Raw genomic sequence first — 23,790 nt, forward strand, 5'->3', positions numbered from 1 at the left:
TTCTGGCGCAATAAGGAGCAAATGCCAGGAATTTCAGGCTATTTTCCGTAGACATCCTGCGGATCGAAATGAAGCTCGTCGTCAACGATATCAAGCATCGGCTTTCCGTCTCGAAGCGTGATCGTCCGGTAGAAGCAGGAGCGGCGGCCGGTGTGACAGGTAGCGTCGTGGCCGGCGACCTCGACCTTCAGCCAGATGGCGTCCTGATCGCAATCGGTGCGGATTTCCTTCACCGTCTGGAGATTGCCCGAGGTTTCGCCTTTCTTCCAGAGCTTGCCGCGCGAACGGCTGAAATAGTGCGCCGTGCCGGTCTGGATGGTCAGCGCCAGCGCCTGGGCATTCATATGCGCCACCATCAGCAGCTCACCGTCGCCGGCATCGGTGACGATCGCGGTGATCAGGCCGCGGTCGTCGAAACGCGGCGTGAAATCGCCGGCGTCTTCCAACGCCGACTTGTCCTCGGATGGTTGATTGAAGATCAGTTGACTCATCGCGGCCCTCCTGAGGGAGCCGGTATCAGCGGCTCCGCACCATGGTCATGAAACGGGCCTGATCGGCCGGCTCAGTCTTGAACGTTCCCGTAAACGTCGTCGTCAACGTGGTCGAGCCCTGCTTCTGAACGCCGCGCATCGCCATGCACATATGTTCGGCCTCGATCAACACCGCGACACCGCGCGGATTAAGCGTATCGTCGATGGCCCGGGCGATCTGCGCGGTCATCGTTTCCTGCGTCTGCAGGCGGCGGCCATAGATCTCGACGACACGGGCAATCTTCGACAGGCCGAGCACGCGCCCGTCCGGCATGTAGGCGACGTGGGCCTTGCCGATGATCGGAACCATGTGGTGTTCGCAATGCGAGTAGAACGGAATATCCTTGACGAGAACCATGTCATCGTAACCGGCGACTTCTTCGAAGGTGCGACCGAGCACGTCTTCCGCCGCCATGTCGTAACCGGAAAAAAGCTCGCGGTACGATTTGACGACGCGGGCCGGCGTTTCGAGCAGGCCTTCACGCGTCGGGTCGTCACCGGCCCAGCGCAGCAGAACGCGAACGGCTTCCTCAGCCTCCTGCTGGGAGGGGCGATCCGAGTCGCGGTTCGTCTGCGGAAAGTTCTTTACGATGGCGTCCATGAACAATGGTCTCCTGGCCCGCACCGCGGACCCATCTATCGGAATCGCCACTGGTCAATCCCATGCGGGAATTCATGCACCTTTGGCAGGCTCCGGGGCTTTCAGGGCAAGTTTAGCCCGTCCGGCACGGTTTCCCAATCAAACTTACACCAGGCCATTGCATTTTCATGGCCTTCGAACGACATACATATAGGAAGACGGCCATCGTATGTAAGTATCCTCACACGACACGGTGTGTTTTTTGTTTTGACGACAATAACGCCCCCACAGAGGCCGATCCGCAGCGATTTTGGAGCGGAAATCCAGCATGGACGATATCTACAACAGCAAAATCCTCGAATTCGCCGGCAATATTCCGCTGACCGGCACGCTTGATGATGCCGATGCGAGCGCCCAGGCCCATTCCAAGCTCTGCGGCTCGAAGGTGCGGATCTGGCTGAAGATGGATGGCGACACCGTGACCGGTTTTGCTCATGACGTGAAGGCCTGCGCGCTCGGCCAGGCCTCGTCCTCGATCATGGCCCGCCATGTCGTCGGCGCCACATCGGACGAATTGCGCCAGGCCCGCCAGGACATGCTCGCGATGTTGAAGGCGGACGGGGCGGGGCCTCATGGACGATTCGAAGACATGCGCTATCTGCTGCCGGTGCGGGACTACAAGGCCCGCCATGCCTCGACGATGCTGACCTTCGATGCCGTCGTCGATGCGATCGGGCAGATCGAGGCGAAACGGGCGGAAGTTGTCGAGGCGTAACTGACATGTGCGAGTTCTGCGTTCGGCAGGCCGATGATGAGGACGACGGCGGTGCCGCCGGATCAGCAAAGCCGCGCGCAAAGGCAGCACGCACTTCCCGCAACTATACCGGTCCGTTCCGCAAGACGCCCGACCGCCTGCTCGGCATGGGGCTTATCCGCCTCTACCAGCTGACGCTTTCCGGCTTTGTCGGCAATTCCTGCCGCCATATCCCGACCTGCTCCGAATATGGCTACGAGTCGATCGCCCGCCACGGTCTTTGGGCCGGCGGCTGGATGACGCTGTTTCGCGTCGGCCGCTGCGGCCCGGGCGGCACCAGCGGCCTCGACCAGGTGCCGGAGATGCTCGGCGACAGCTTGCGCTGGTGGACGCCGTGGCGTTATCTCGCCCTCGGGCGGAAGAAAGGGTGAGCGCCATGAGCACCTTCATTGCCCTTCTGCACAGCATTGTCCTGACGCCCGACCGCCGCGTCATCATGCAGGATTTGCGCGCACTTGCCGAAGAGCTCGGTTATCGCGAGCCGCGCACGCTGGTTTCTACAGGCAATCTTGTCTTCGAGGCGGACGAGATGCGGCCGCACGAAGTCGAGACCCATCTGGAAGAGGGCTTTGAAGAAAAGTTCGGCAAACATGTCGATATCATCGTGCGCAGCGACTGCACCTGGATGGCGCTTTGCAGCACCAATCCCTTCAAGGACGGCAATGGCGACCAGGTCATCGTCCGGGTGATGCGTCTGCCGGTCGATCCCAAGAAGGTAGAGGCGCTGAAACCGCTTATGACGGAGGGACAGCGCATCGCTGTCGTCGGCGGCGATCTCTGGATCGATTTCGCCGGCAAGCCGAGCCAATCCAAGCTGCTTTCGGCGCTGACGACCAAGCGACTCGGCGTCGGTACGATGCGCAACTGGAACACCGTGCGCGGGCTGACTGAAATGATTATATAACCCCGCTTTTTCTTTACTCAGACAGGAAATCTGGCTATCAGGCGGCTGCGCATTCAGCTCCGCGGAGGCGCTTTCATGTCAACCACCCGCATTCGTTGGCGGGACTGGACAAGGAGAATTTCGATGTCCCAAGCTATTTCCCTGACATTTCCCGATGGTTCCGTGCGCGGCTATGATGCCGGCGCAACCGGCCGGGATGTCGCCGAATCCATTTCCAAGTCGCTCGCCAAGAAGGCGGTCGCCGTTGCGATCGACGGCACCGTGCGCGACCTTTCCGATGCCGTGACGACAGGCAAGATCGAGATCATCACCCGCAATGACGACCGCGCGCTGGAACTCATCCGCCATGACGCGGCGCATGTCATGGCCGAAGCGGTGCAGGAGATCTGGCCCGGCACCCAGGTGACGATCGGCCCGGTCATCGAAAACGGCTTCTATTACGACTTCGCCAAGAACGAGCCCTTCACACTCGACGATCTGCCGAAGATCGAAAAGAAGATGAAGGAGATCATCGCCCGCAACGCCGCCTTCACCAAGCAGGTCTGGTCGCGCGAGAAGGCGAAACAGGTCTTCGCCGACAAGGGCGAGCAGTACAAGGTCGAACTCGTCGATGCGATCCCGGAAGGGCAGGATCTCAAGATCTATTATCAGGGCGACTGGTTCGACCTCTGCCGCGGTCCGCACATGGCCTCGACCGGCCAGATCGGCAGCGCCTTCAAGCTCTTGAAGGTGGCCGGCGCCTATTGGCGCGGCGACAGCAACAATCCGATGCTGAGCCGCATCTACGGCACGGCCTTCGCCGAGCAGTCGGAACTCGACAACTACCTGCATATGCTTGCCGAAGCCGAAAAGCGCGATCATCGCCGGCTCGGCCGCGAGATGGATCTCTTTCATTTCCAGGAAGAGGGTCCGGGCGTCGTCTTCTGGCACGGCAAGGGCTGGCGCGTATTCCAGACGCTGGTTGCCTATATGCGCCGTCGGCTTGCCGGCGACTATCAGGAAGTCAACGCGCCGCAGGTGCTCGACAAGTCGCTCTGGGAAACCTCCGGTCACTGGGGCTGGTATCGCGACAACATGTTCAAGGTAACGGTTGCCGGCGACGACACCGATGACGACCGCGTCTTCGCGCTGAAGCCGATGAACTGCCCCGGCCATATCCAGATCTTCAAGCACGGGCTGAAATCCTACCGCGAGCTGCCGATCCGGCTTGCCGAATTCGGCAATGTCCACCGCTACGAGCCGTCGGGCGCGCTGCACGGGCTGATGCGCGTGCGCGGCTTCACGCAGGACGATGCCCATATCTTCTGCACCGACGAGCAGATGGCCGCCGAATGCCTGAAGATCAACGACCTGATCCTTTCGGTCTATAAGGATTTCGGCTTCGATGAAGTCACGATCAAGCTCTCCACCCGGCCGGACAAGCGCGTCGGTTCGGACGAGCTCTGGGACCGCGCCGAAAGCGTGATGATGGGCGTGCTGGAGACGATCCAGCAGCAGTCCAACAATATCAAGACCGGCATCCTGCCGGGCGAGGGCGCCTTCTACGGTCCGAAGTTCGAATATACGCTCAAGGATGCGATCGGCCGCGAATGGCAGTGCGGGACGACGCAGGTCGACTTCAACCTGCCGGAACGGTTCGGTGCCTTCTACATCGACAGCAACTCGGAAAAGACGCAGCCGGTGATGATCCATCGCGCCATCTGCGGCTCGATGGAGCGTTTCCTCGGCATCCTGATCGAGAACTTCGCGGGCCATATGCCGCTCTGGGTATCGCCGCTGCAGGTGGTGGTCGCAACGATCACCTCGGAAGCCGATGCCTACGGGCTTGAGGTGGCCGAGGCGCTGCGTGAGGCCGGCCTCAACGTCGAGACCGACTTCCGCAACGAGAAGATCAACTACAAGATCCGCGAGCATTCGGTCACCAAGGTTCCTGTCATCATCGTCTGCGGCAGGAAAGAGGCCGAGGAGCGCACGGTCAACATCCGCCGCCTCGGCAGCCAGGACCAGGTTTCGATGGGGCTAGACGCCGCCGTCGAGAGCCTTGCCCTCGAAGCGACACCGCCCGACATTCGTCGCAAGGCCGAAGCAAAGAAAGCCAAGGCCGCGTGAAATAGCCGGAATCCGACAGCGCCAGGCTTTGGCGCTGTCGGAAGTCTGATCTAGAGCCCGCAATGTTGCCGCCGCCATGATCAGAGAACGGATCACGCCGAGCTGCAATGCTTCAGAAAATTCCCGATACCAATGATGGAACGCGCGTCTGAAGCGTTCTCGATCTGCGCGTCTTCTCCAAACATCTCGGCTGAGCCGAAACCGCTCACGGAAAAATCAATCGAGGCTGGTGTCGTCGCCGCCCTGCGGCACGAGCTGTTCGTAGGACGGCAGCGGCGCAACCGGGGCCGGCTGGACACCCGGCGGTGTCGGTGTGCCCACAGGCACCTGCTGTACCGTGCGGGCCGCGTCGCTCACCGGCGGCTGCGGCTGCTGGTCCTTCATCAGAACCTCGACATCGGTGTTCCTGCCGGCGACGACGGTGAAATCGCGCTGGTAGATCTTGTCCTTGTTGCGGGCGACGGCGGAATATCCGCCTTCGGCGAGAACCATAGTCGGGAAGGCGCTGACGCTTTCGCCGACACTGTCGCCGGCTGCCGTCAGGATCGACCATGCCGTATCGGCGATCGCCTCGCCGCCGGTATCGGAGACCAGCTTGAAGGTGATCTGCGCGGCACGATGCTGGATCGTCGCCTCGGTCAGTTTGCCGGCATCGACCTGGATGTCGGCGCGGATCACGGCATTGACGCTGCCATATTCGGAAACGATGTGATAGGTGCCGGCATTGAGACGGACGACGGTATTCGGCGAGACATCGGCCACCACGAGGCCGCGCTCGCCATCGTCGCGCACTTCCGAGGAATAGATCGAGAAGCTCAACTGGTCGGGGCGAATGCGGGCGTCGGCGCCGGAGACGGCATTGAGCAGCAGGCCGCCGGCATCGAGCACCATCACCTGCTTGTCTACCTCGCCTTCAGCGGGCACGGTCAGTTTCTTGGTGACCCCGGCGCGGCCGAAGGAGACGTTGACGAAATAATCGCCGGGGGCGAGCTGGAAGGCGGCGGGGCCGCCCTTGGCGCTGGCGATCAGCGGCAGCTTGCCATCGGTTCCGGCGATCGGGCTGAAGACGTACCAGGAAAGGCCCTCTTCAACCGGCGTGCCGTCGGCCGTCAGCTTGGCTTCCATCGGGACGTCGCGCAGCTTGACCCCTTCGGGCACCGTGCCGGGCGCGATAAAGGCATCGAGCTTCGGCATCTTCGGTGTCGATTCAAGCTGTTTGAATTCCTTGAAGGCATCCTGAGCGCCGGCGCCGAGGGGCATCAATACCATCAGGGCAATGGCAAGGCCGATGCGTGCAAAAGGCAAAATGCCAAACATCTGTTTCGTGAACCGATTGACTTCTGAAATCGCAAAGGTCACTTCAAGACCAACGCGATGGCAAATTCAAGACCCACCCTTTGCAGCAGCATAAAAATGAGAGCTTCTCCCGTATGAAATCCGATATCAAGCTGATCGACTACCTCGCCGTGCGCCGCTCCATCCCCGCTTTCCAGATGTGCGAACCAGGCCCCGAGAAAGCTGAGATCGAGGAGATCCTGCGTCTTGCCTCGCGTGTTCCCGATCACGGCAAGATCGCGCCCTGGCGCTTCATCGTCTATCGCGGAGAGCAGCGCGTGCGTCTCGGCGAGGAACTTCTGACGCTGGCGCTTCAGACAAAGCCCGACCTTTCCGAAGAGATGATCCAGGTCGAGCGCAGCCGTTTCACCCGTGCGCCGGTGGTGGTCGCCATCGTCAGCAAGGCGGGGCCGCATATCAAGATCCCGGAATGGGAGCAAATGATGTCGGCAGGCGCGCTTTGCTTCAACGTCATCCTCGCCGCCAATGCCAGCGGTTATGTCGCCAACTGGCTGACGGAGTGGTTCGCCTATGACGAGCGCGCCTATCCGCTGCTCGGCGTCGGGTCTGATGAAAAGGTGGCGGGCTTCATCCATATCGGCTCGACGACATTTCCGGCGATCGAGCGGCCGCGGCCGGAACTTGCCGATACCGTGACCTGGGTCGGCGGAGACGACTGATGTTCTACACCACCGACAGCAATCGGCACGGGCTCGCGCATGATCCGTTCAAGGCGATCGTGTCGCCGCGCCCGATCGGCTGGATCGGCAGCAAGGGCAGGGATGGTTCGATCAATCTGGCGCCCTATTCCTTCTTCAATGCCGTTGCCGACCGGCCAAAACTGGTGATGTTTTCTTCGGCCGGGCGCAAGCACAGCCAGCGCAATGCCGCCGAGACCGGCGTCTTCACCTGCAATTTCGTCAGCCGCGATCTCGCCGAGAAGATGAACCTCTCCTCCGCGGCGCTGCCCTACGGCGACAGCGAATTCGACTTCGCCGGCCTGACACCTAGGCAAGCCGAACTGATCGACGCGCCCTATGTCGGCGAGGCTTTCGCGGTGCTCGAATGCAGGGTGACCGAGATCATCGAACCGAAGACGCTGTCGGGCGAACCGTCCGAAAACGTTCTCGTCTTCGGCGAAGTGGTCGGTATCCGCATCGATGAGGCGATCGTCAGGGACGGACGCCTCGACATGTCGATCGCCCGACCTTTGGCCCGCATGGGTTACATGGATTACAGCGAAGGCAGCGATGTTTTCGAGATGATCCGGCCGAAGACGCGGCAAGGCTGAGCCGAACCGGCAAAGCGTCCAAAGGCTTAAGAAACATGGTGAACCAATCTTAAACCTTTTGCCACTACGGTCGCAGTATTGAATGGAGCGCGAGGGAATCGCGTTCAAATGCTGGGGCGTCGCGTGATCGTAGAAGCTTTCCTTCGCTGGATCGAAACGGCCAAGACCGGTGACCGGGCCCGGGCCGCAAACGCCCTCGGGCGCGCCTATCTGCAGTCCGAAATGTCCGCGGACGAGCGGGCGGCGGCCGAAATGGCGATGACTTTTCTTCTCGACGATCCGTCGCCGCGCGTGCGGCTTGCGCTTGCCGAGGCGATCGCCTGGTCGCCCGATGCGCCGCGCAACCTTATCCTTTCGCTTGCCGAAGACCAGCCCGAGGTCGCCTGCCACGCGGTGACCTGCTCGCCGCTTTTGAGCGACGCCGATCTCGTCGACCTTGCCGCGCGCGGCAACGGCGCCACCCGCATGCTGATCGCCGCCAGAGCGCATGTGACACGCCCAGTCTCCGCCGCCCTCGCGGAGGTCGGCGACGAGGAAGAACTGCTCTGCCTGCTCGAGAATGACGGCGCGGTGATCTCCAGCCTATCGTTGAAACGCATCGCCGAACGGCTCGGCGACAGCTGCGATATTCGCAACCTGCTTCTCGACCGCAGCGATCTTCCCGCCGATGCCCGCCAATTGCTGACCCAGCATGTCAGCAATGCGCTGGTCGGCCTGCCGCTGGCGCAGGCGGCGATCGGCCTGCAGCGGCTTCAGCGCATCAGCCGCGAGGCGACCGAGGCTGCTATCGTTTCGATCGCCGGCGATATCGCGCCGCGCGAAATACCTGACCTCGTCCAGCATCTGCGCCTCAACGGCCGGCTGACGCCGTCCTTCCTGATGCATGCGCTCTGTGCCGGCAAGGTGGATTTTTTCGCCGGCGCCATTGTCGATCTGACCGCGTGCAGCGAGCGCCGCGTGCGTTCGATCCTGGCAACAGGGCGCATGCATGCCGTGCGCGCGCTCTATGAGTCCGCCGGCCTGCCGAGAGATATCAGCGTCATCTTCGTCGAGGCGACGATGCTGTGGCGCGACGCCGCCAGAAAAGCGCCGAGCAGCATGCTCGGCAATGTCTGCGGCCATCTTCTCGAAAAATTCCGTGACCCTAACGGCGCCCACGGCGCGGTTGGCGAACTGCTCGACATGGTGGAAAAGCTTGGTGTCGCCGAACAGCGACAATCGGCCCGCGTCTACGCAGCGCTTGCGGCGGCCTGAAGCCATCCGGGGAACTGCTTGGCAGTTTCTCTGGGTTTGCTCCGGGTATGTTGAGATTCACCGAGAATTTATGACGGCGGCGCAAGCGTAGAGCATTGCTACTGCCATGCAGAACCGGAGCACTGCGGCGCGGGAGGTGATCTATTGAAACACATTGGTGATCCAGGGTACGACAATGGCGAAGCTGAAAATTGGCGATATCGTCGAGATCAATACCGCGAAAGGAGTGGCCTACGCACAGTACGCGCATAAACATAAGCAATATGGCGCGTTGTTGCGCGTTTTTAGAAGAATCTTTGATTCTCAGCCAGATAACTTCACTGATTTGGTAAGCACTCAACCAGTGTTTATGTGCTTCTTCCCCTTAAATGCAGCGGTTGGACGACGTATTGTGTCAATCGTTGACAATGTGGCACTGCCGTCTGATGCCAAGAAATTCCCTACGTTCCGTACTGGTATTGTAGACCCGGCTACGCAAAGGGTGGGTGTGTGGTGGCTATGGGATGGTGAGAAAGAATGGCGAATCGGACAGCTAACTGCTGAACAGCGTCACCTCTCGATTCGCGGAGTATGGAACGATACGTTGTTGATTGAGCGAATTGAATCTGGTTGGACGCCGGAAACAGACCCGACGTAGCGTGGTAGGCGGGCACATGTAGGCCCAACATACACCAACAAGATCGGCGACAATCGGTGACATCCGGACAGTGCGAAAGATCATTGAAATGATGGGGTGATTAATGGATACCGTTTCAAGGCTTTGTGCCTGGTTTGAGCGTCAATGCGTAGGCGAATGGCATGAGGACCGTGGGGTCAAAATCGACACCATAGACAATCCAGGCTGGTCGATGAAAGTTGACCTCACGGGAACCGCCCTTCAAGACAAGGACTTTCAGGAGATCCGAGTTGAAAGATCGGATCGTGATTGGTTTGTTGCTCGCAGAAATGATCAAGCCTTTGAGGCATTTGGCGGGTCAATTAGTCTTAATGAAATGATTGAAAATTTTCTCGCTTGGGCTGAATAGTTCCCGCGAAGAGTGTAGACGCGCGGCGTCGGCTTGTAGAAGCGCCTTGAGTTTCGAGAAGGCGTGTTGGGTACGTCTTCTCAGACACGCGACGCTCTAATCGGCCAGCCGCGTCACCACCCAGGAATAGCTGGCGGAGACGAAGTGCACGGGTTTGGTCAGTGTGTCCTTGACGCTTCTGCCCGAGGGCAGATGGGCGCGGACCTGCCCGGCGATGCCTTCAGCAAAACCGGCAATCCTTCCTGGGGGTTGGGGCGCTGCGACAGCGACCTCGGGCGCGGCGGCAGGCACGGGCGCCGGTTTCGGCGGCTCGGCGGCGGCGACGGCTTTCGGTGCCTCGCACACCGCGATCACCGAGGGATAGTTGACATTCACATAGGTCTTCAGCCGTCGTTCGGCTTCGGCATCGCAGGCGGCAACGGTTTCCCAGCGTTTATCGACCGTCGCGACATAATTGCACTGGCTGATGGAATCGTCGCAGCCGAGAATGGTCATCGCGATCAGCACCGCTTGCATGTTCTGCTTCCTTGATTATTGAGCACCTCATCGCCTTAGAGGGCGCAATTCCAACCGAATGAAGGCAAGGACATTAACTCTTCGTCATATCGGGGAAAATTTTGTCACGCGCCGGCAGAGGGAGCCAGCATGTCCGTCACCATCGCTCTTGAACCGCCACGCCAAGAGGGCGTCATCCGGCTTCTCGATCTCTCCGATGCCTATGCGCAATCGCTCTATCCGGCTGAAAGCAACCATCTGGTCGACCTTTCGGTGCTGGAAAAGCCTTCGGTGAGCTTTCTGGTCGCGCGCAATGGCGATGCGATCGTCGGCTGCTGCGCGCTGGTCGAGGCCGGGGACGGCACGGCGGAGATCAAGCGCATGTTCGTCGACCCCGAGGCGAGGGGGCTGAGGATCGCCAGCGGCCTGATGAATGCGCTCGAAGCGATCGCCGGGGAAAAGGGTCTAACGGCGATCCGGCTTGAAACCGGCATCTACCAGCCCGAGGCGATCGCTCTCTACCGCAAATACGGATATCGGGAAATCGAGCCATTCGGCAGCTATCTGCCGGATCCGCTCAGCCTGTTCATGGAAAAGCGGCTGGGGTAGCCGGTCTGCGAAGCCATGTTCAGCCTTCGGCGACGCGCGGCATGGTTTTCGGCGAACCGGGGACCGGCGGCGGGGCCTGTTCGTCGATGATGATCTGCGGTCCGGTCTCGCTCTTGTCGGCGTTGCGGGCCTCGTGGATCCATTCGCGCCAGATGGCGACGATCAGCGCCATCAGCACCGGGCCGATGAAGAGGCCGAGGAAACCCATCGTCTTGACGCCGCCGACGAGGCCGAAGAAGGTCGGCAGGAAGGGCAGCTTGATCGGACCGCCGACGAGCTTCGGCCGCAGCGTCTTGTCGACGATGAATAGCTCGACCGTCCCCCAGACGAAGAGACTGATGCCGGCGACATGCGAGCCGCTCGCCAGCAGATAGATGGAGACCAGCGTGAAGGAGAGCGGCGCACCGCCAGGTATCAGCGCCATCACGCCCGTCAATACGCCGAGCGTCACCGGCGAGGGCACGCCGGCAATCCAGTAGGCAAGGCCGAGCACGATGCCTTCGCCGATCGCGATCAGCGTCATGCCCATGACGGTGGAGCTGATCGTCGCCGGCACGACGCGAGAAATTCGCTCCCAGCGGTTGGGCAGGATGCGCTCACCCAGCATGTCGATCTGCTTGGAGAAGGAGAAGCCGTCGCGATAAACGAAGAACAGCGCGATCAGCATGAAAAGCAGCGTCAGCAGCAGATGGAAGGCGCCGCCGCCGGCCGCCAGCACGGCACGGTATATGTTGCCGATATTGGCGCCGCTGACCGCCTGGATGACCTCGCCGAGCGCGCCGGGACTGCCGATATATTTTGTCCAGACTTCATCGAGATAGGCGCCGGCCCAAGGCAGCGCGACGATCCAGTTTGGCGTCGGGGCACCGGCGCGGTTGGCATGGATGGCCCAGGCGACCCAGGTACGCACTTCGCCGGTCGTATAGGTGACTGCAAGCCCGATCGGGATGACCAGGAAGGTGATGATCAGGATGATGGCGATGGTCGCGGCGATCGTCGTATTGCCGCCGACGCGGGCAAGAAGCTTGCGGTAGAGCGGCCAGCTGGCAAAGCCGATGACGAGGGCTGCGAGCACCGGCACGAGGAAGCCGTAGAAGAAATAGACGCCGGCAGCGACGACTAGGACCAGCAGCCAGCGCGCCGCCGAAATGGAGGGAATCAGCGGCGTACGCGTCTGAGCCGACGATCCGAGCCATCGCGGTTCATGATTGCTTTTCTGACGGTCGAACACACCCACGCGCGCCTCTTCTTTTTCTTGTACTCTGGTTATGGGCCATCAACCCGGTGGTTTCAAGGTCCGCACCGTGAAAGCGTATACAAAGCGTGCCTATTCGACCCTCAGATCCGGACGTCTTACTGCTGCGGGCGGTTGAGAACCTTGAAGGCATAGAATTGCGTCTTCTGGCCGGCCGAGAAATTATTGTCGGAGCCGAGAATGAGAACATCGGTGCCGTCCTTGGCCTTGCCGAGCGACATGGCCTCGATATTGTCGGGAACGAGGCCGATCGCCCTCAAATCGAGGACCTGGCTTTTGCGGACGGGGACGACGCGCTGGTCGTTTTTGGCGAGGGACGCGATGACGGATACATCGGTGGCATCAGTCAGATCCATCATCATGATCTTGATGGTGTTGCCGAAGCCCTGGGCATAGCTGCGTTCGACGGCGAGCAGGCGGTGATCGTCGAGGGCAAGAATCTCGGACATGCCGTTGTCATTGCCGCCGTCGGCCTTGGTGGCGGCCTGCGGGATCGGCGAGACGGGGTAGACGTACTCAGCCTTCGGCTCGCCGGTGGCGCCGTCATAGCGGACGATGCGCGACAGGCTGCCCGACGTCAGCGAGGGGTTCGGACCATCCTGGTAAAGGGCCGCTTCAACACCGACGAAAACGTCGCCGGAGGGCGCGATGGCAAGATCCTCGAAGGCAAGATTGTCCCGGATGCCGGTCGACTTGTCCGCGGTCGGCGCAAAGCCCTCCGGCAGCATGAATTCGCGGACGAAGGAACCGTCCGGCGAAGCAACGCGGACGAAGGGTGCCAGCAGCGCCTTGCCGTCGCCTTCGCTGCCCCAATAGATGCCGTCCTTGCCGAGGCGGATCGATTCCGGATCGACGGTCCGGGCAGCGAAGGGCTCGCCATTCTTGTCCTTCAGGGTCACCTGCTTGACGACCGAAACGCCCTTGAGGCCCGACGCGTCGAGATTGACTTCGAGTTCATAGAAACGGGCAGGGCCTCTTTCCGAACGGTCGTCGCTGATGGCGATATAGTGGCCGGTGGCGGCATCGAAATCGAGGCCGGAAATACCGCCGAATTCGACGCCGTTTTCCATGTGGCCTGTGGGGATGACGAATTCACCGAGATAGGAGAGCGAGATGCCAGCGGCGCAATCGCCGAAGGGGCAGGCGGTCTCAAAAGTGGTGCCGATATCGGTGGCGCTGACGGTGCTGGACAGGAGAACGAAAGCGGCAGCCGCGAGGAAACGCTTGGTCATGACAAATATCCGGCAAGGGGTTTGAAAACGGTTCGACCGGCGCAAATGCTCCCTGGGGGAGGCACGCCGACCGTTTAATGCGCCGGTTGTTTGACGGAGTTGTTACGGTTCTTCGTCAGTTCCGTGAAATCGTGAATGCTAAAATGCGGCGCGCCGAACCCGTGTCTATCCGACCGTTTGGCGCGCTCGACCTAATACCCTAGATATCGAGGTTTTCAGCGAAAGCCGCACGGTCCTGGATGAAGCGGAAGCGGGCTTCCGGCTTGGTGCCCATCAGATCGTCGACGGCGGCGCGCGTGCCTTCGAAATCCACCTCGTCGATCAGCACCTTGAGCAGAGTGCGCTTGGACGGATCCATGGTGGTTTCCTTGAGCTGGGCGGGCATCATTTCGCCGAGACCTTTGAAGCGGCTGATCTCGACCTTGACCTTGCCCTTAAACTCCGTCTGCATCAGCTCGGCGCGATGATTGTCGTCGCGGGCATAGGCGGATTTCGCCCCTTGGGTGATTTTGTAAAGCGGCGGCACGGCAAGGAAGAGATGGCCGCCGCGCACCAGCTCCGGCATCTCCTGATAGAAGAAGGTGATGAGCAGCGATGCGATATGGGCGCCGTCGACGTCGGCATCGGTCATGACGATGATGCGCTCGTAGCGCAGGTCTTCGTCGCGATATTTCGAGCGCGTGCCGCAGCCGAGAGCCTGGACGAGATCGGCGAGCTGCTGGTTGGCGCCAAGTTTTTCGCGGCCGGCGCTGGCAACGTTGAGGATCTTGCCACGCAGCGGCAGAATTGCCTGATTGGCGCGGTTGCGCGCCTGCTTGGCCGAACCGCCTGCCGAATCACCCTCGACGATGAAGAGTTCGGCGCCTTCGGCGGTGTTCTGCGAGCAATCGGCGAGCTTGCCGGGCAGGCGCAATTTGCGCACCGCACTCTTGCGGTTGACTTCCTTTTCCTTCCGGCGGCGCAGGCGCTCCTCGGCGCGCTCGATCACCCAGTCAAGCAGCTTGGCCGACTCATTCGGATTGTCGGCAAGGTAATGGTCGAAGGGATCGCGGAGCGCGTTCTCGACGATGCGCTGCGCCTCGACGGTCGCAAGCCTGTCCTTGGTCTGGCCGACGAATTCCGGCTCGCGAATGAAGACCGACAGCATGCCGACCGCCGAGATCATCACGTCGTCGGTGGTGATCTGCGCGGCGCGCTTGTTCTGCGTCAGCTCGGCATAGGCCTTCAGGCCCTTGGTCAGCGCAATGCGCAGCCCCGCCTCATGCGTGCCGCCTTCGGTCGTCGGGATGGTGTTGCAATAGGAATGCACCTGAGGATCGCCGCCATACCAGGTGATCGCCCATTCCATCGAGCCGTGGCCGCTCACCTTCTCCGTCTTGCCGGCAAAGATCTCGCGGGTGACGGTGAACTCCTTGCCCATCGTCGCCTGGAGATAGTCCTTCAGGCCGCCGGGGAAGTGGAAGACGGCCTTGTCAGGGACCTCGGAGCCTTCGGGCAGCACGCCCGCCTCACAGCTCCAGCGGATTTCGACGCCGCCGAACAGATAGGCTTTCGAGCGCGCCATGCGGAAGACGCGGGCGGCATCGAACTTCATGTGATCCCCAAAGATCTGGGGGTCGGGATGGAAGCGCACGCGGGTGCCGCGGCGGTTGTGAACGTCGCCCAACTCTTCGAGACCGCCCTGCGGCAGGCCGCGGGAGAAGCGTTGGCGGTAGAGTTTGCGGTTTCGCGCCACCTCGACCTCGAGGTCGTCGGAAAGCGCGTTGACGACCGAGACGCCGACGCCGTGCAGGCCGCCTGAAGTTTCGTAAGCCTTGCCGTCGAATTTACCGCCGGCATGCAGCTTGGTCATGATGACTTCGAGCGTCGACTTGCCCGGCACCTGCGGATGGTTCTCGACCGGGATGCCGCGGCCATTGTCGGAGACGGTGAGATAACCCTCGAGGTCGAGATAGACCTCGATGAAATTGGCATGCCCGGCGACCGCCTCGTCCATCGCATTGTCGATGACTTCGGCAAAGAGGTGGTGCAGCGCCTTTTCATCGGTGCCGCCGATATACATGCCCGGGCGCATGCGCACCGGCTCGAGGCCTTCGAGGACGCGGATCGACGAGGCGCCGTAATCATCGGAGTTCGAGGCGGCGGGCGCCGGGCGTGCAGAGGCTCCGGCAGCCGGGGGTGCTGCCGCTGCGGCGGGCGCAGCCGTCACCGGCGGCCGTTCGGCGGGCGCCGCAGGCTTCTGCGCCTCCTCGCGTTTTTCAGAGAGGGGCATTCCGGAAAAGAGGTCGTTGCTATCGTCCATGGAGCCGTTCAGATCTTCATCCTGTCTTAGGTCTGGCCTGGGCGGGCATCCGCCGCCGACCCAAAATCACCGCATTTCATGCCACGTTTGCGAATCAGGCAGATTTTGCCAGAAAGCACCTCTATACGCGACACCGCCGGTTTGCGCGGGCTTTTCCCAAATGATTTGCGTTGCCGGGCGCAGAATGGCAAGCGGCGGCAGGCTTCAGGAACCATCCGAATGCGAATGTCCACAAGTCATTGCACCATCATCACCGCAATTGCGGCCTTTTTCTTGTCCGCGGCCATTCTGTCCGCTGTTGGTCCGGCAGAGGCGGCCGACGCTTTGCCGCCTTTCAAGGACGACCTGTTTTCCAAGCAGACCGTGCTGCAGACAGACGACGGCGGCGCCTTCGAGGTCATCGACTATGACGAGATGCGCGATATCAACGGCCGCGACCAGATCCCGCAAAAGCGGGTGCAGCAGAAATATGTGGCGCTCGGCATCCGCAAGGCGCAAGCGGACGAGACGCTGTCTCTCGACGGCATCAAGCTCGATGTCACCAGGGTGGGACCGGCCGGGAATGCCGCCTTTACGGTGATTTTCATCCATGGGCGCGACGGCGACCGCCGGCTCGGCGCCAACGACTACAGCTTCGGCGGGAATTTCAACCGGCTGAAGAACCTCGTCGCCGGCAATGGCGGCGCTTATTATTCGCCGACGGTCAAAAGCTTCGACAGCAGCGGCGTTGCGGCGATCGCCGGCCTCATCCGCTATGCCAGCGCGCAATCGCCCGGCCGGCCGATCATCCTTTCCTGCGCCTCGATGGGCAGCCAGGTCTGCTGGGGCATTGCGCGCGATGGTGACAGCGTCAAGCGGCTGAAGGGCATGCTGATCCTGAGCGGGGTGACCGATCCCGATTTCACCAGGAGCGCCTTCTACAAGGCGAAGCTGCCGCTCTGGTTGGCCCATGGCAGCCGCGACCCGGTCTATGCAGCCACAGACCAGCAGGCGCTGTTCGAAAGCCTGCATAAGGCAAAGTATCCGGCGCGTTTCACGCTGTTTCAGACCGGCAATCACGGGACGCCGATCCGGATGATCGACTGGCGTAAGGTGTTGAACTGGATTCTGGCTGGCTAAAGCATGTCGCACAAAAGTGTGCGGCGGTTTTTGCGATAACGACATGCGTAAAAATACCGAAAGGGCGGTTTTCGGCAGAAATATGCGCGGGATCGACGAGATTCCCCTTACGTCAGGGGCATGATGCTTTTCTTTGCCACAAGCTTTTGATATTGCCCAAGGCATATGCAGATTGTGGAAGGCCAGCATGACCCCTGACGTGCGCCCGCTTGTGGCGGGAAACTGGAAAATGAATGGCATGCGTGCCTCCCTGGATCAGATCAAGGCGATCGCCGAGGGTGTTCGCCCGCCGCTGGCCGACAAGCTCGAAGCGCTGATCTGCCCGCCGGCGACGCTGCTCTATGTGGCGACGGCGCTGTGCACCGACAGCCCGCTGGCGATCGGGGCTCAAGACTGCCATCAGAACCCGTCCGGTGCGCATACCGGTGACATCTCGGCCGAGATGATTGCCGATTGTTTCGGCACCTATGTCATCGTCGGCCATTCCGAGCGGCGCACCGACCATGCCGAAACCGACCATCTAGTGCGCGCCAAGGCGGAGGCCGCCTTCGCCGCAGGGCTGACAGCGATCATCTGCATCGGCGAGACCGCGGATGAACGCCGGACAGGCCAGGCGCTCGACGTCATCAAGCGCCAGCTTTCCGCCTCGGTTCCGGACGGCGCCACCGCTGAGAGCACAGTCATCGCCTACGAGCCGATCTGGGCGATCGGCACCGGCGTGACGCCGACAACAGGTGATGTCGAAAAGGCGCATGCCTTCATGCGGGCAGAGCTCGTGGCCCGCTTCGGCGACGAAGGCCGCAAGATGCGTCTTCTCTATGGCGGCTCGGTCAAGCCGGCCAATGCCCATGAGCTGATGGGCATTGCCAATGTCGACGGCGCGCTGATCGGCGGAGCGAGCTTGAAAGCGGCCGACTTCCTCGCCATCTACCGGGCCTATGAGGCGCTGCTCGCCTGAGGCATTTTTTATTCCTGGGTTTATTCCTGGCCGAAGGGCTTGGAATAGATGAAAGCCTCATGTAAAGAGCCGCCAGAATTCTTACTTATGTCCGTCTCCAGGCGGGCAGGACTGGACCCATGCAGACCGTATTGATTGTCATCCATCTCATGATCGTGCTCGCCCTTGTCGGCGTCGTGCTCATCCAGCGCTCGGAAGGCGGCGGCCTTGGCATCGGCGGCGGTTCCGGCTTCATGTCGGCCCGCGGCACGGCCAATGCGCTGACGCGCACGACCGCGATCCTTGCGACCCTGTTTTTCCTGACCTCGCTCGGCCTCGGCATCCTGACGCGTTACGAGGGCCGTCCGAGCGACATTCTCGACCGCATTCCGGCAACAGGCGGCCAGGGCAACGGTATTCTCGATTCGCTCGGCGGCGCGCAGGCTCCGGCAACCCCGCCGGCCGGCAACGGCGTTCCGAGCAGCGGCGCGGCAGCACCCGCACCGCAGGCTCCCGCCGCTCCAGCGACTGGGGCGCCGGCAACTGGCACTCCGGCCCCGGCGGCCACCGCGCCTTCAACGACTGCTCCGGCAACGCCCGCAGCTCCGGCCGCGCCGGCACCGGCTCAGCCCTCCGGCGTCCCGACGGGACAGTAAACCGGTCTTCGACATAAACCGCCGGCAGGCCCTCGGGTCTGCCGGTTTTCTTTTGTTCAGATTCCTGCGCCACGCATCGAAAGTTCTGGAAAAGAATTTTTGGGCTGGTGGAATCGTTTTTGAAAAGGTATCCGGTGAATCCCATGGCGCGATACGTATTCATCACTGGCGGCGTGGTTTCCTCTCTCGGAAAAGGAATTGCGGCCGCGGCTCTCGGAGCGTTGCTGCAGGCCCGTGGATATCGGGTTCGGCTTCGCAAGCTCGACCCCTATCTGAACGTGGACCCGGGCACGATGAGCCCGACCCAGCACGGCGAGGTCTTCGTCACCGACGACGGCGCGGAAACCGATCTCGATCTCGGTCACTACGAACGCTTTACGGGGCGTTCGGCGACCAAGACCGACAACATCACCACCGGCCGCATCTACAAGAACATCATCGACAAGGAACGGCGCGGCGACTATCTCGGCGCGACCGTGCAGGTCATCCCGCACGTCACCAACGAGATCAAGGATTTCGTCATCGAGGGCAATGACGACTACGATTTCGTCATCTGCGAGATCGGCGGCACGGTCGGCGACATCGAAGCGATGCCGTTCATGGAAGCGATCCGCCAGCTCGGCAACGACCTGCCGCGCGGTACCGCCGTCTACGTTCACCTGACGCTGATGCCCTATATTCCGGCGGCCGGCGAACTCAAGACCAAGCCGACGCAGCATTCGGTGAAGGAACTGCAGGCACTCGGCATTCATCCCGATATCCTGCTGGTGCGCGCCGACCGGGAAATTCCGGAAGCCGAACGCCGCAAGCTCTCGTTGTTCTGCAACGTTCGCCCGTCCGCCGTCATTCAGGCGCTCGACGTCGCCAACATCTACGATGTGCCGATCGCCTACCACAAGGAAGGCCTCGACGACGAAGTGCTCGCGGCCTTCGGTATCGAGCCGGCGCCGAAGCCGCGGCTCGACCCGTGGGAAGAGGTCTGCAACCGCATCCGCACGCCGGAGGGCGAGGTGACGATCGCGATCGTCGGCAAATATACCGGCCTCAAGGATGCCTATAAGTCGCTGATCGAGGCGCTGCATCACGGCGGCATCGCCAATCGCGTCAAGGTCAACCTCGAATGGATCGAGTCCGAGGTCTTCGAAAAGGAAGATCCGGCGCCCTATCTGGAAAAGGTGCACGGCATCCTCGTGCCCGGCGGCTTCGGTGAACGCGGTTCGGAAGGCAAGATCCACGCTGCCCGCTTTGCCCGCGAGCGCAAGGTGCCGTATTTCGGGATCTGCTTCGGCATGCAGATGGCGGTCATCGAGGCGGCGCGCAATCTCGCCGACGTGTCCGGTGCCTCCTCGACCGAATTCGGCCCGACGAAAGAGCCGGTAGTGGGCCTGATGACCGAATGGGTCAAGGGCAACGAGTTGCAGAAGCGCACGGCAGCCGGGGATCTCGGCGGCACGATGCGCCTCGGCGCCTACAAGGCGGCGCTGAAGAAGGGCACGAAGATCTCGGATATCTACGGTTCCACCGATATTTCCGAGCGTCATCGCCACCGCTACGAGGTCAATATCGACTACAAGGATCGGCTCGAAAACTGCGGCCTGGTCTTTTCCGGCATGTCGCCGGACGGCGTTCTGCCGGAGACGATCGAATATCCGGATCATCCCTGGTTCATCGGCGTGCAGTACCACCCGGAACTGAAGAGCCGGCCGCTCGACCCGCATCCGCTATTTGCCAGCTTCATAGAAGCGGCGACGGAACAGAGCCGTCTCGTCTGATGCATGCAAACCAGATCGCGTTGTTTCAGGCGCGATCTGGATAACATCCATGCCTGCTCTAACTTGCCGGCATGACCCCTTCACGCAGCACGACCGTCTCACGCTTCATCGCAGCGCCGCGCGAGCGCATCTACCGCGCCTTCCTCGATGCCGATGCGGTCGCCACCTGGCTTCCGCCTGATACGATGAAGGGCATCGTCCATGCCTTCGAGGGCAGGGAAGGCGGCGCCTTCAGCATGTCGCTCGTCTATCCCGACGACGAGGCATCGCAACCGGGCAAGACCTCCGACAAGACGGACAGGTTCGAAGGGCGCTTTGCCAAGCTCGTGCCGGATGAAAACATCGTCTGGGCTACGGTCTTCGATTCCGAGGACGAGGGCTTTTCCGGCGAGATGACCGTCAGCACGATGTTGTCGACTGCGGATGGAGGCACCAATGTGACGATGGTCAGTGACAATATTCCGTCCGGGATCCGCCTCGAAGACAATGAGGAAGGGTGCCGCTCGACGCTCGACAAGCTGGCTGCTTTCGTCGGCGGTTGAGGATCGGCGGCAGGACATGCTGCCGCCGAATTCACTTTCAGGCAGCGGCGGGCAGCGGCCCGATATAGACCGAACGTGGACGGATCAGCCGGCCGTCGAGCGCCTGTTCGCGGGCATGGGCCAGCCATCCGACGGTGCGGCCGATCGCGAAGACGCCGGTGAAGGCCTCGCGGGGAAAGCCGAGCGCTTCGAGCAGCAGCGCGGTATAAAACTCGACATTGACGTCGAGCGGCCGGTTCGGCTTGCGTGCCTTCAGGATCGCCAATGCAGCGACCTCCACGGCTTCCGCCAGAGCGCCGCGGGCGCTGTTTACCTGTCCGGTTGATATCAGCGGCTTCAGCGCGCTCTTCAGCGCATCGGCGCGCGGATCGCGGACGCGATAGATGCGGTGGCCGAAGCCCATCAGCCTTTCGCCGCGGTCGAGCGCTTCGCCGAGCCACGAGTAAGCATTCTCCGCCGTTCCGATCGCATCCAGCATGTCGAGCACGGGACCGGGCGCGCCGCCATGCAGCGGCCCTTTCAGCGCGCTCACCGCCGCGAGTACGGAAGAGGTGAGGCCGGCCTGCGTCGAGGCAATGACGCGCGATGCGAAGGTCGAGGCATTGAGGCCATGGTCCGAAATCGTCACGAGATAGGTGTCGAGTGCCGCTGTCTGCTCCCTGGTCGGCAATTTTCCGGTCAGCATACGCAGGATATCGGCCGCCTGCGGCAGCGAGGCGTTGGGCGCGATCGCTCTTTTGCCGCTTTGCATGCGAAGGATCGCCGGCAGGAAAACTGCGGGCGCAGCGAGAAGGCTGAGAGCGGTATCGAAATCCTCGCCGTCGGGCAGGCGGGCGATCAGCGCCCGCATCGCATCAACAGGAGGCAGAGCGAGCAGGGCGGTATCGGCGGCCTTGATATGGCCGAAAATCCTCGTTCGCGCCTGCGCCAACCAGTCGCGCAATTCCGCTTCGTCGAAGCCTTTTTCCATCAGCCCATCGAGCAATAGGGCGGCGACGCCTTCATAGGTGCCGTCTGCAACCAGGTGATCCAGCGATACGCCGCGGATGATCAGTCGTCCCGCTTCGCCATCGACATCCGAAAGCTGCGTTTCGGCAGCAATGACATCTTCCAAGCCGTTTTTCATGTTGTTTCTCCTTTACGGTCCGGATGATCCGACCTAGTTTCATTGACGTCAATCTTGACGCAATTGATCAATATGAGGTTCCGATGTCTTGGCTGACCGCCGAGGAGGCGCTGCAGGCGCTGAAGACCAAGCCGCAGACGCTTTACGCCAATGTCAGCCGCGGGCGCATCCGCGCCAAGGCGGATCCCGCCGACTCGCGCCGCAGCCTCTACCAGGCCACCGACGTACAGCGGCTTGCCGAACGCCATGCCGGCCGCCGCAAGACCGAAACGGTCGCCGCCGAGGCGATCCGCTGGGGCGATCCGGTTCTGTCGTCGGCAATCTCCACCATCATCGGCGGGCGGCTTTTCTATCGCGGAAAGGATGCTGCCGGTTTCGCTGAAGTCGCGACGCTGGAGCAGACGGCGGCACTGCTCTGGAGCGGCGCGGAGCCACTCTCCTCCGGCAGCGGGACCGGACATGCCTCTCCGTCGCTTCAGGCGGCATTCCTGGCGCTGGCAGGGCGGGTGACATCGGATCTGCCGTCGCTCGGCCGCTCGCAGTCAGCACTTCGCCGTGAAGCAAGCGGGGTTCTCTACACGGTCGCCAATGCGCTGGCGCCTGGGCCTTTCGACCAGCCGCTGCATTTGCGGCTTGCGGCAAGCTGGCAGCGGCCGGATGCTGCCGATTGTCTACGCCGCGCGCTGGTGCTGCTTGCCGATCACGAACTCAACGCTTCAACCTTTGCGGCGCGGGTCACGGCATCGGCGGGTGCAGCCCTTTCGGCCACCGTGCTGTCCGGGCTGGCGACGCTGACAGGGCCGCTGCATGGTGCCGCCTGGCAAGGCGTCGACGCCTTGATCGAGACCGCTTCCGCGCTTGGGGCGGAGCAGGCGATTTGCCGTACGCTTGCCCAGGGCAATCGCCTGTCGGCCTTCGGCCATCCGCTCTATCCCGATGGCGATGTCAGAGCCTTGGCGCTGCTGTCGCACTTCCCTCTGCCGCCGCAGTTTGCCGAAGTCCGGGAAGTGGGCGAGGAGATGGTCGGCGAGAAGGTCAACGTCGATTTTGCGCTTGCCGCAATGGCCGCCGCCTTCGATCTCCCAAGGGAGGCGCCGATCATCATTTTCTCGCTTGCCCGTTCAGTCGGTTGGCTTGCCCATGCAATGGAACAGATCCACAGCGGCGAATTGATCCGGCCGCGGGCGCGTTATACCGGACCGGCGCCTGAAACGGATAATAGAACGTAATAATTCCGCCGGCGATTGCGATGATTTGCTTTTTTGGTCTAGGGAAATATTTGAATTCGGCTATCATGCTTCATATTAGAAGACGGTTGGGAAGAAGACGGTTGGCGGGCGCTTTCCAAAAGAGCTGTTCCGCACGGTCAAGGGGACTTTCCATGAATACGACGTTTCGCAGCCTGCTTGCCGCCGCACTCGCTGCCGGCCTCATTCCGCATGGGGCGGCCTTTGCGCAGTCTGCCGGCTGCACGGTATCGCGTGATGCCGGCGCCCGCCAGGTGCTCAGTTGTCCCGGCGGCGTCACGGTGACGGCGGAGGCCGGCGCGGCCTACAGCCTCGTCGACCGCAACCGTGACGGCAGCCCCGATTCGGCATCGCTGCGCCGCAAGGCCATTCTCGTCGATGTCGATAATGCCCAGCACGCCGGTGGTTTCCAGGTCGTGACACCGCAGGCGATCGCGGCCGTGCGCGGCACCCAATGGGCTGTCGATGTCGCAGGCGGCCAGACCTCGGTGCTGGTCGTCAGAGGCAGCGTCGCGGTCCGCCGGCCGTCCGGCGAGCCGGTGGTGCTGTCGCCGGGCGAGGGCGTCGACGTTACCGCCGGAACCGAACCCCTCGTCGTGCGTCGCTGGCCGGCGCCGCGCGCCGCTGCCCTTCTTGCCCGTCTCGGCCAATAAGTC

General features: G+C 61.9%; 25 protein-coding genes. 17 read left to right on the plus strand and 8 right to left on the minus strand.

Annotated elements, in window-relative coordinates; genetic code table 11:
• Positions 1-38 precede the first annotated feature (38 nt).
• Entirely contained in the window at positions 39-491 is a 453-nt protein-coding gene (gene hisI, locus FFM53_RS00930; RefSeq protein WP_017964406.1) for a phosphoribosyl-AMP cyclohydrolase, read from the minus strand.
• Positions 492-516: 25 nt separating this feature from the next.
• The gene (gene folE, locus FFM53_RS00935; protein WP_017960561.1) at positions 517-1,131 is read right to left on the minus strand and encodes a GTP cyclohydrolase I FolE; all 615 of its coding nucleotides are present in this window, start codon (positions 1,129-1,131) and stop codon (positions 517-519) included.
• 307 nt (positions 1,132-1,438) lie between these two features.
• Here folE and FFM53_RS00940 point away from each other — a divergent pair, with 307 nt between their 5' ends.
• The 4 genes from FFM53_RS00940 to thrS all read left to right on the plus strand — a co-directional run bounded on the left by FFM53_RS00940 (position 1,439) and on the right by thrS (position 4,937).
• Complete coding sequence (locus FFM53_RS00940) at positions 1,439-1,885, plus strand: iron-sulfur cluster assembly scaffold protein (protein ID WP_017960560.1); 447 nt, start codon at positions 1,439-1,441, stop codon at positions 1,883-1,885.
• Positions 1,886-1,890: 5 nt separating this feature from the next.
• The gene (yidD, locus tag FFM53_RS00945) at positions 1,891-2,295 is read left to right on the plus strand and encodes a membrane protein insertion efficiency factor YidD (protein WP_138329374.1); all 405 of its coding nucleotides are present in this window, start codon (positions 1,891-1,893) and stop codon (positions 2,293-2,295) included.
• Between the two features lie 5 nt (positions 2,296-2,300).
• Positions 2,301-2,828 carry a DUF1697 domain-containing protein gene (locus FFM53_RS00950; protein ID WP_062944392.1) on the plus strand — a complete coding sequence of 176 codons (528 nt, stop codon included), beginning with the start codon at positions 2,301-2,303 and terminating at the stop codon, positions 2,826-2,828.
• Positions 2,829-2,951: 123 nt separating this feature from the next.
• Positions 2,952-4,937, plus strand: coding sequence for a threonine--tRNA ligase (gene thrS / locus FFM53_RS00955; protein WP_138329375.1), 1,986 nt, complete (start codon positions 2,952-2,954; stop codon positions 4,935-4,937).
• 216 nt (positions 4,938-5,153) lie between these two features.
• On the opposite strand, the gene FFM53_RS00960 is transcribed toward thrS, so the two are convergent.
• Positions 5,154-6,254 (minus strand): hypothetical protein, encoded by a 1,101-nt coding sequence (locus FFM53_RS00960; RefSeq protein WP_138329376.1) that lies wholly within the window; start codon positions 6,252-6,254, stop codon positions 5,154-5,156.
• Positions 6,255-6,367: 113 nt separating this feature from the next.
• Here FFM53_RS00960 and FFM53_RS00965 point away from each other — a divergent pair, with 113 nt between their 5' ends.
• The 5 genes from FFM53_RS00965 (at position 6,368) to FFM53_RS00985 (ending at position 9,842) form a co-directional block, all read left to right on the plus strand.
• Entirely contained in the window at positions 6,368-6,952 is a 585-nt protein-coding gene (locus FFM53_RS00965) for a nitroreductase family protein (RefSeq protein ID WP_138329377.1), read from the plus strand.
• Positions 6,952-7,563, plus strand: coding sequence for a flavin reductase family protein (locus FFM53_RS00970; RefSeq protein WP_138329378.1), 612 nt, complete (start codon positions 6,952-6,954; stop codon positions 7,561-7,563). The genes FFM53_RS00965 and FFM53_RS00970 overlap by 1 nt, the downstream gene beginning before the upstream one ends.
• Positions 7,564-7,671: 108 nt before the next feature.
• Positions 7,672-8,817, plus strand: a complete 1,146-nt coding sequence (locus FFM53_RS00975) for a DUF2336 domain-containing protein (RefSeq protein ID WP_138329379.1) — start codon at positions 7,672-7,674, stop codon at positions 8,815-8,817.
• A 175-nt stretch (positions 8,818-8,992) separates the two neighbouring features.
• Positions 8,993-9,454, plus strand: coding sequence for a hypothetical protein (locus FFM53_RS00980; RefSeq protein ID WP_138329380.1), 462 nt, complete (start codon positions 8,993-8,995; stop codon positions 9,452-9,454).
• A 103-nt stretch (positions 9,455-9,557) separates the two neighbouring features.
• Positions 9,558-9,842 (plus strand): immunity 53 family protein, encoded by a 285-nt coding sequence (locus tag FFM53_RS00985; RefSeq protein ID WP_138329381.1) that lies wholly within the window; start codon positions 9,558-9,560, stop codon positions 9,840-9,842.
• A gap of 96 nt (positions 9,843-9,938) precedes the next feature.
• On the opposite strand, the gene FFM53_RS00990 is transcribed toward FFM53_RS00985, so the two are convergent.
• Positions 9,939-10,358, minus strand: coding sequence for a hypothetical protein (locus FFM53_RS00990; RefSeq protein WP_138329382.1), 420 nt, complete (start codon positions 10,356-10,358; stop codon positions 9,939-9,941).
• Positions 10,359-10,487: 129 nt separating this feature from the next.
• On the opposite strand from FFM53_RS00990, the gene FFM53_RS00995 reads away from it, so the two are divergent.
• On the plus strand, positions 10,488-10,946 hold the full coding sequence (locus FFM53_RS00995) for a GNAT family N-acetyltransferase (protein WP_130787059.1): 459 nt from the start codon (positions 10,488-10,490) through the stop codon (positions 10,944-10,946).
• Between the two features lie 19 nt (positions 10,947-10,965).
• Here the strand turns inward: FFM53_RS00995 and FFM53_RS01000 are convergent, their stop codons facing one another.
• The 3 genes from FFM53_RS01000 to parE form a co-directional block, all read right to left on the minus strand.
• Entirely contained in the window at positions 10,966-12,183 is a 1,218-nt protein-coding gene (locus tag FFM53_RS01000) for an AI-2E family transporter (RefSeq protein ID WP_017960548.1), read from the minus strand.
• Between the two features lie 116 nt (positions 12,184-12,299).
• Positions 12,300-13,433 (minus strand): esterase-like activity of phytase family protein, encoded by a 1,134-nt coding sequence (locus FFM53_RS01005; protein WP_138389133.1) that lies wholly within the window; start codon positions 13,431-13,433, stop codon positions 12,300-12,302.
• A gap of 199 nt (positions 13,434-13,632) precedes the next feature.
• Positions 13,633-15,735, minus strand: a complete 2,103-nt coding sequence (gene parE, locus FFM53_RS01010; RefSeq protein WP_138329385.1) for a DNA topoisomerase IV subunit B — start codon at positions 15,733-15,735, stop codon at positions 13,633-13,635.
• Between the two features lie 219 nt (positions 15,736-15,954).
• On the opposite strand from parE, the gene FFM53_RS01015 reads away from it, so the two are divergent.
• The 5 genes from FFM53_RS01015 to FFM53_RS01035 all read left to right on the plus strand — a co-directional run bounded on the left by FFM53_RS01015 (position 15,955) and on the right by FFM53_RS01035 (position 20,761).
• On the plus strand, positions 15,955-16,854 hold the full coding sequence (locus tag FFM53_RS01015; protein ID WP_138329386.1) for an alpha/beta hydrolase: 900 nt from the start codon (positions 15,955-15,957) through the stop codon (positions 16,852-16,854).
• A 187-nt stretch (positions 16,855-17,041) separates the two neighbouring features.
• The gene (tpiA, locus tag FFM53_RS01020; RefSeq protein WP_138389134.1) at positions 17,042-17,812 is read left to right on the plus strand and encodes a triose-phosphate isomerase; all 771 of its coding nucleotides are present in this window, start codon (positions 17,042-17,044) and stop codon (positions 17,810-17,812) included.
• 119 nt (positions 17,813-17,931) lie between these two features.
• Positions 17,932-18,447 carry a preprotein translocase subunit SecG gene (gene secG, locus FFM53_RS01025; RefSeq protein ID WP_138329388.1) on the plus strand — a complete coding sequence of 172 codons (516 nt, stop codon included), beginning with the start codon at positions 17,932-17,934 and terminating at the stop codon, positions 18,445-18,447.
• 143 nt (positions 18,448-18,590) lie between these two features.
• Positions 18,591-20,219, plus strand: coding sequence for a CTP synthase (pyrG, locus tag FFM53_RS01030; RefSeq protein WP_012757532.1), 1,629 nt, complete (start codon positions 18,591-18,593; stop codon positions 20,217-20,219).
• A gap of 71 nt (positions 20,220-20,290) precedes the next feature.
• On the plus strand, positions 20,291-20,761 hold the full coding sequence (locus FFM53_RS01035) for an SRPBCC family protein (protein WP_138329389.1): 471 nt from the start codon (positions 20,291-20,293) through the stop codon (positions 20,759-20,761).
• Between the two features lie 37 nt (positions 20,762-20,798).
• Here the strand turns inward: FFM53_RS01035 and FFM53_RS01040 are convergent, their stop codons facing one another.
• The gene (locus FFM53_RS01040; protein WP_138329390.1) at positions 20,799-21,887 is read right to left on the minus strand and encodes a citrate synthase/methylcitrate synthase; all 1,089 of its coding nucleotides are present in this window, start codon (positions 21,885-21,887) and stop codon (positions 20,799-20,801) included.
• Positions 21,888-21,970: 83 nt separating this feature from the next.
• Between FFM53_RS01040 and FFM53_RS01045 the strand changes: the two genes are divergently transcribed.
• Positions 21,971-23,116: a citrate synthase gene (locus FFM53_RS01045; protein ID WP_138329391.1), complete on the plus strand. Its 1,146-nt coding sequence runs from the start codon at positions 21,971-21,973 to the stop codon at positions 23,114-23,116.
• Between the two features lie 152 nt (positions 23,117-23,268).
• Positions 23,269-23,787: a FecR domain-containing protein gene (locus FFM53_RS01050; protein WP_138329392.1), complete on the plus strand. Its 519-nt coding sequence runs from the start codon at positions 23,269-23,271 to the stop codon at positions 23,785-23,787.
• The last annotated feature ends 3 nt before the right edge of the window (positions 23,788-23,790 follow it).

This window comes from Rhizobium indicum (assembly GCF_005862305.2).
Taxonomy (GTDB): Bacteria; Pseudomonadota; Alphaproteobacteria; order Rhizobiales; family Rhizobiaceae; genus Rhizobium; species Rhizobium indicum.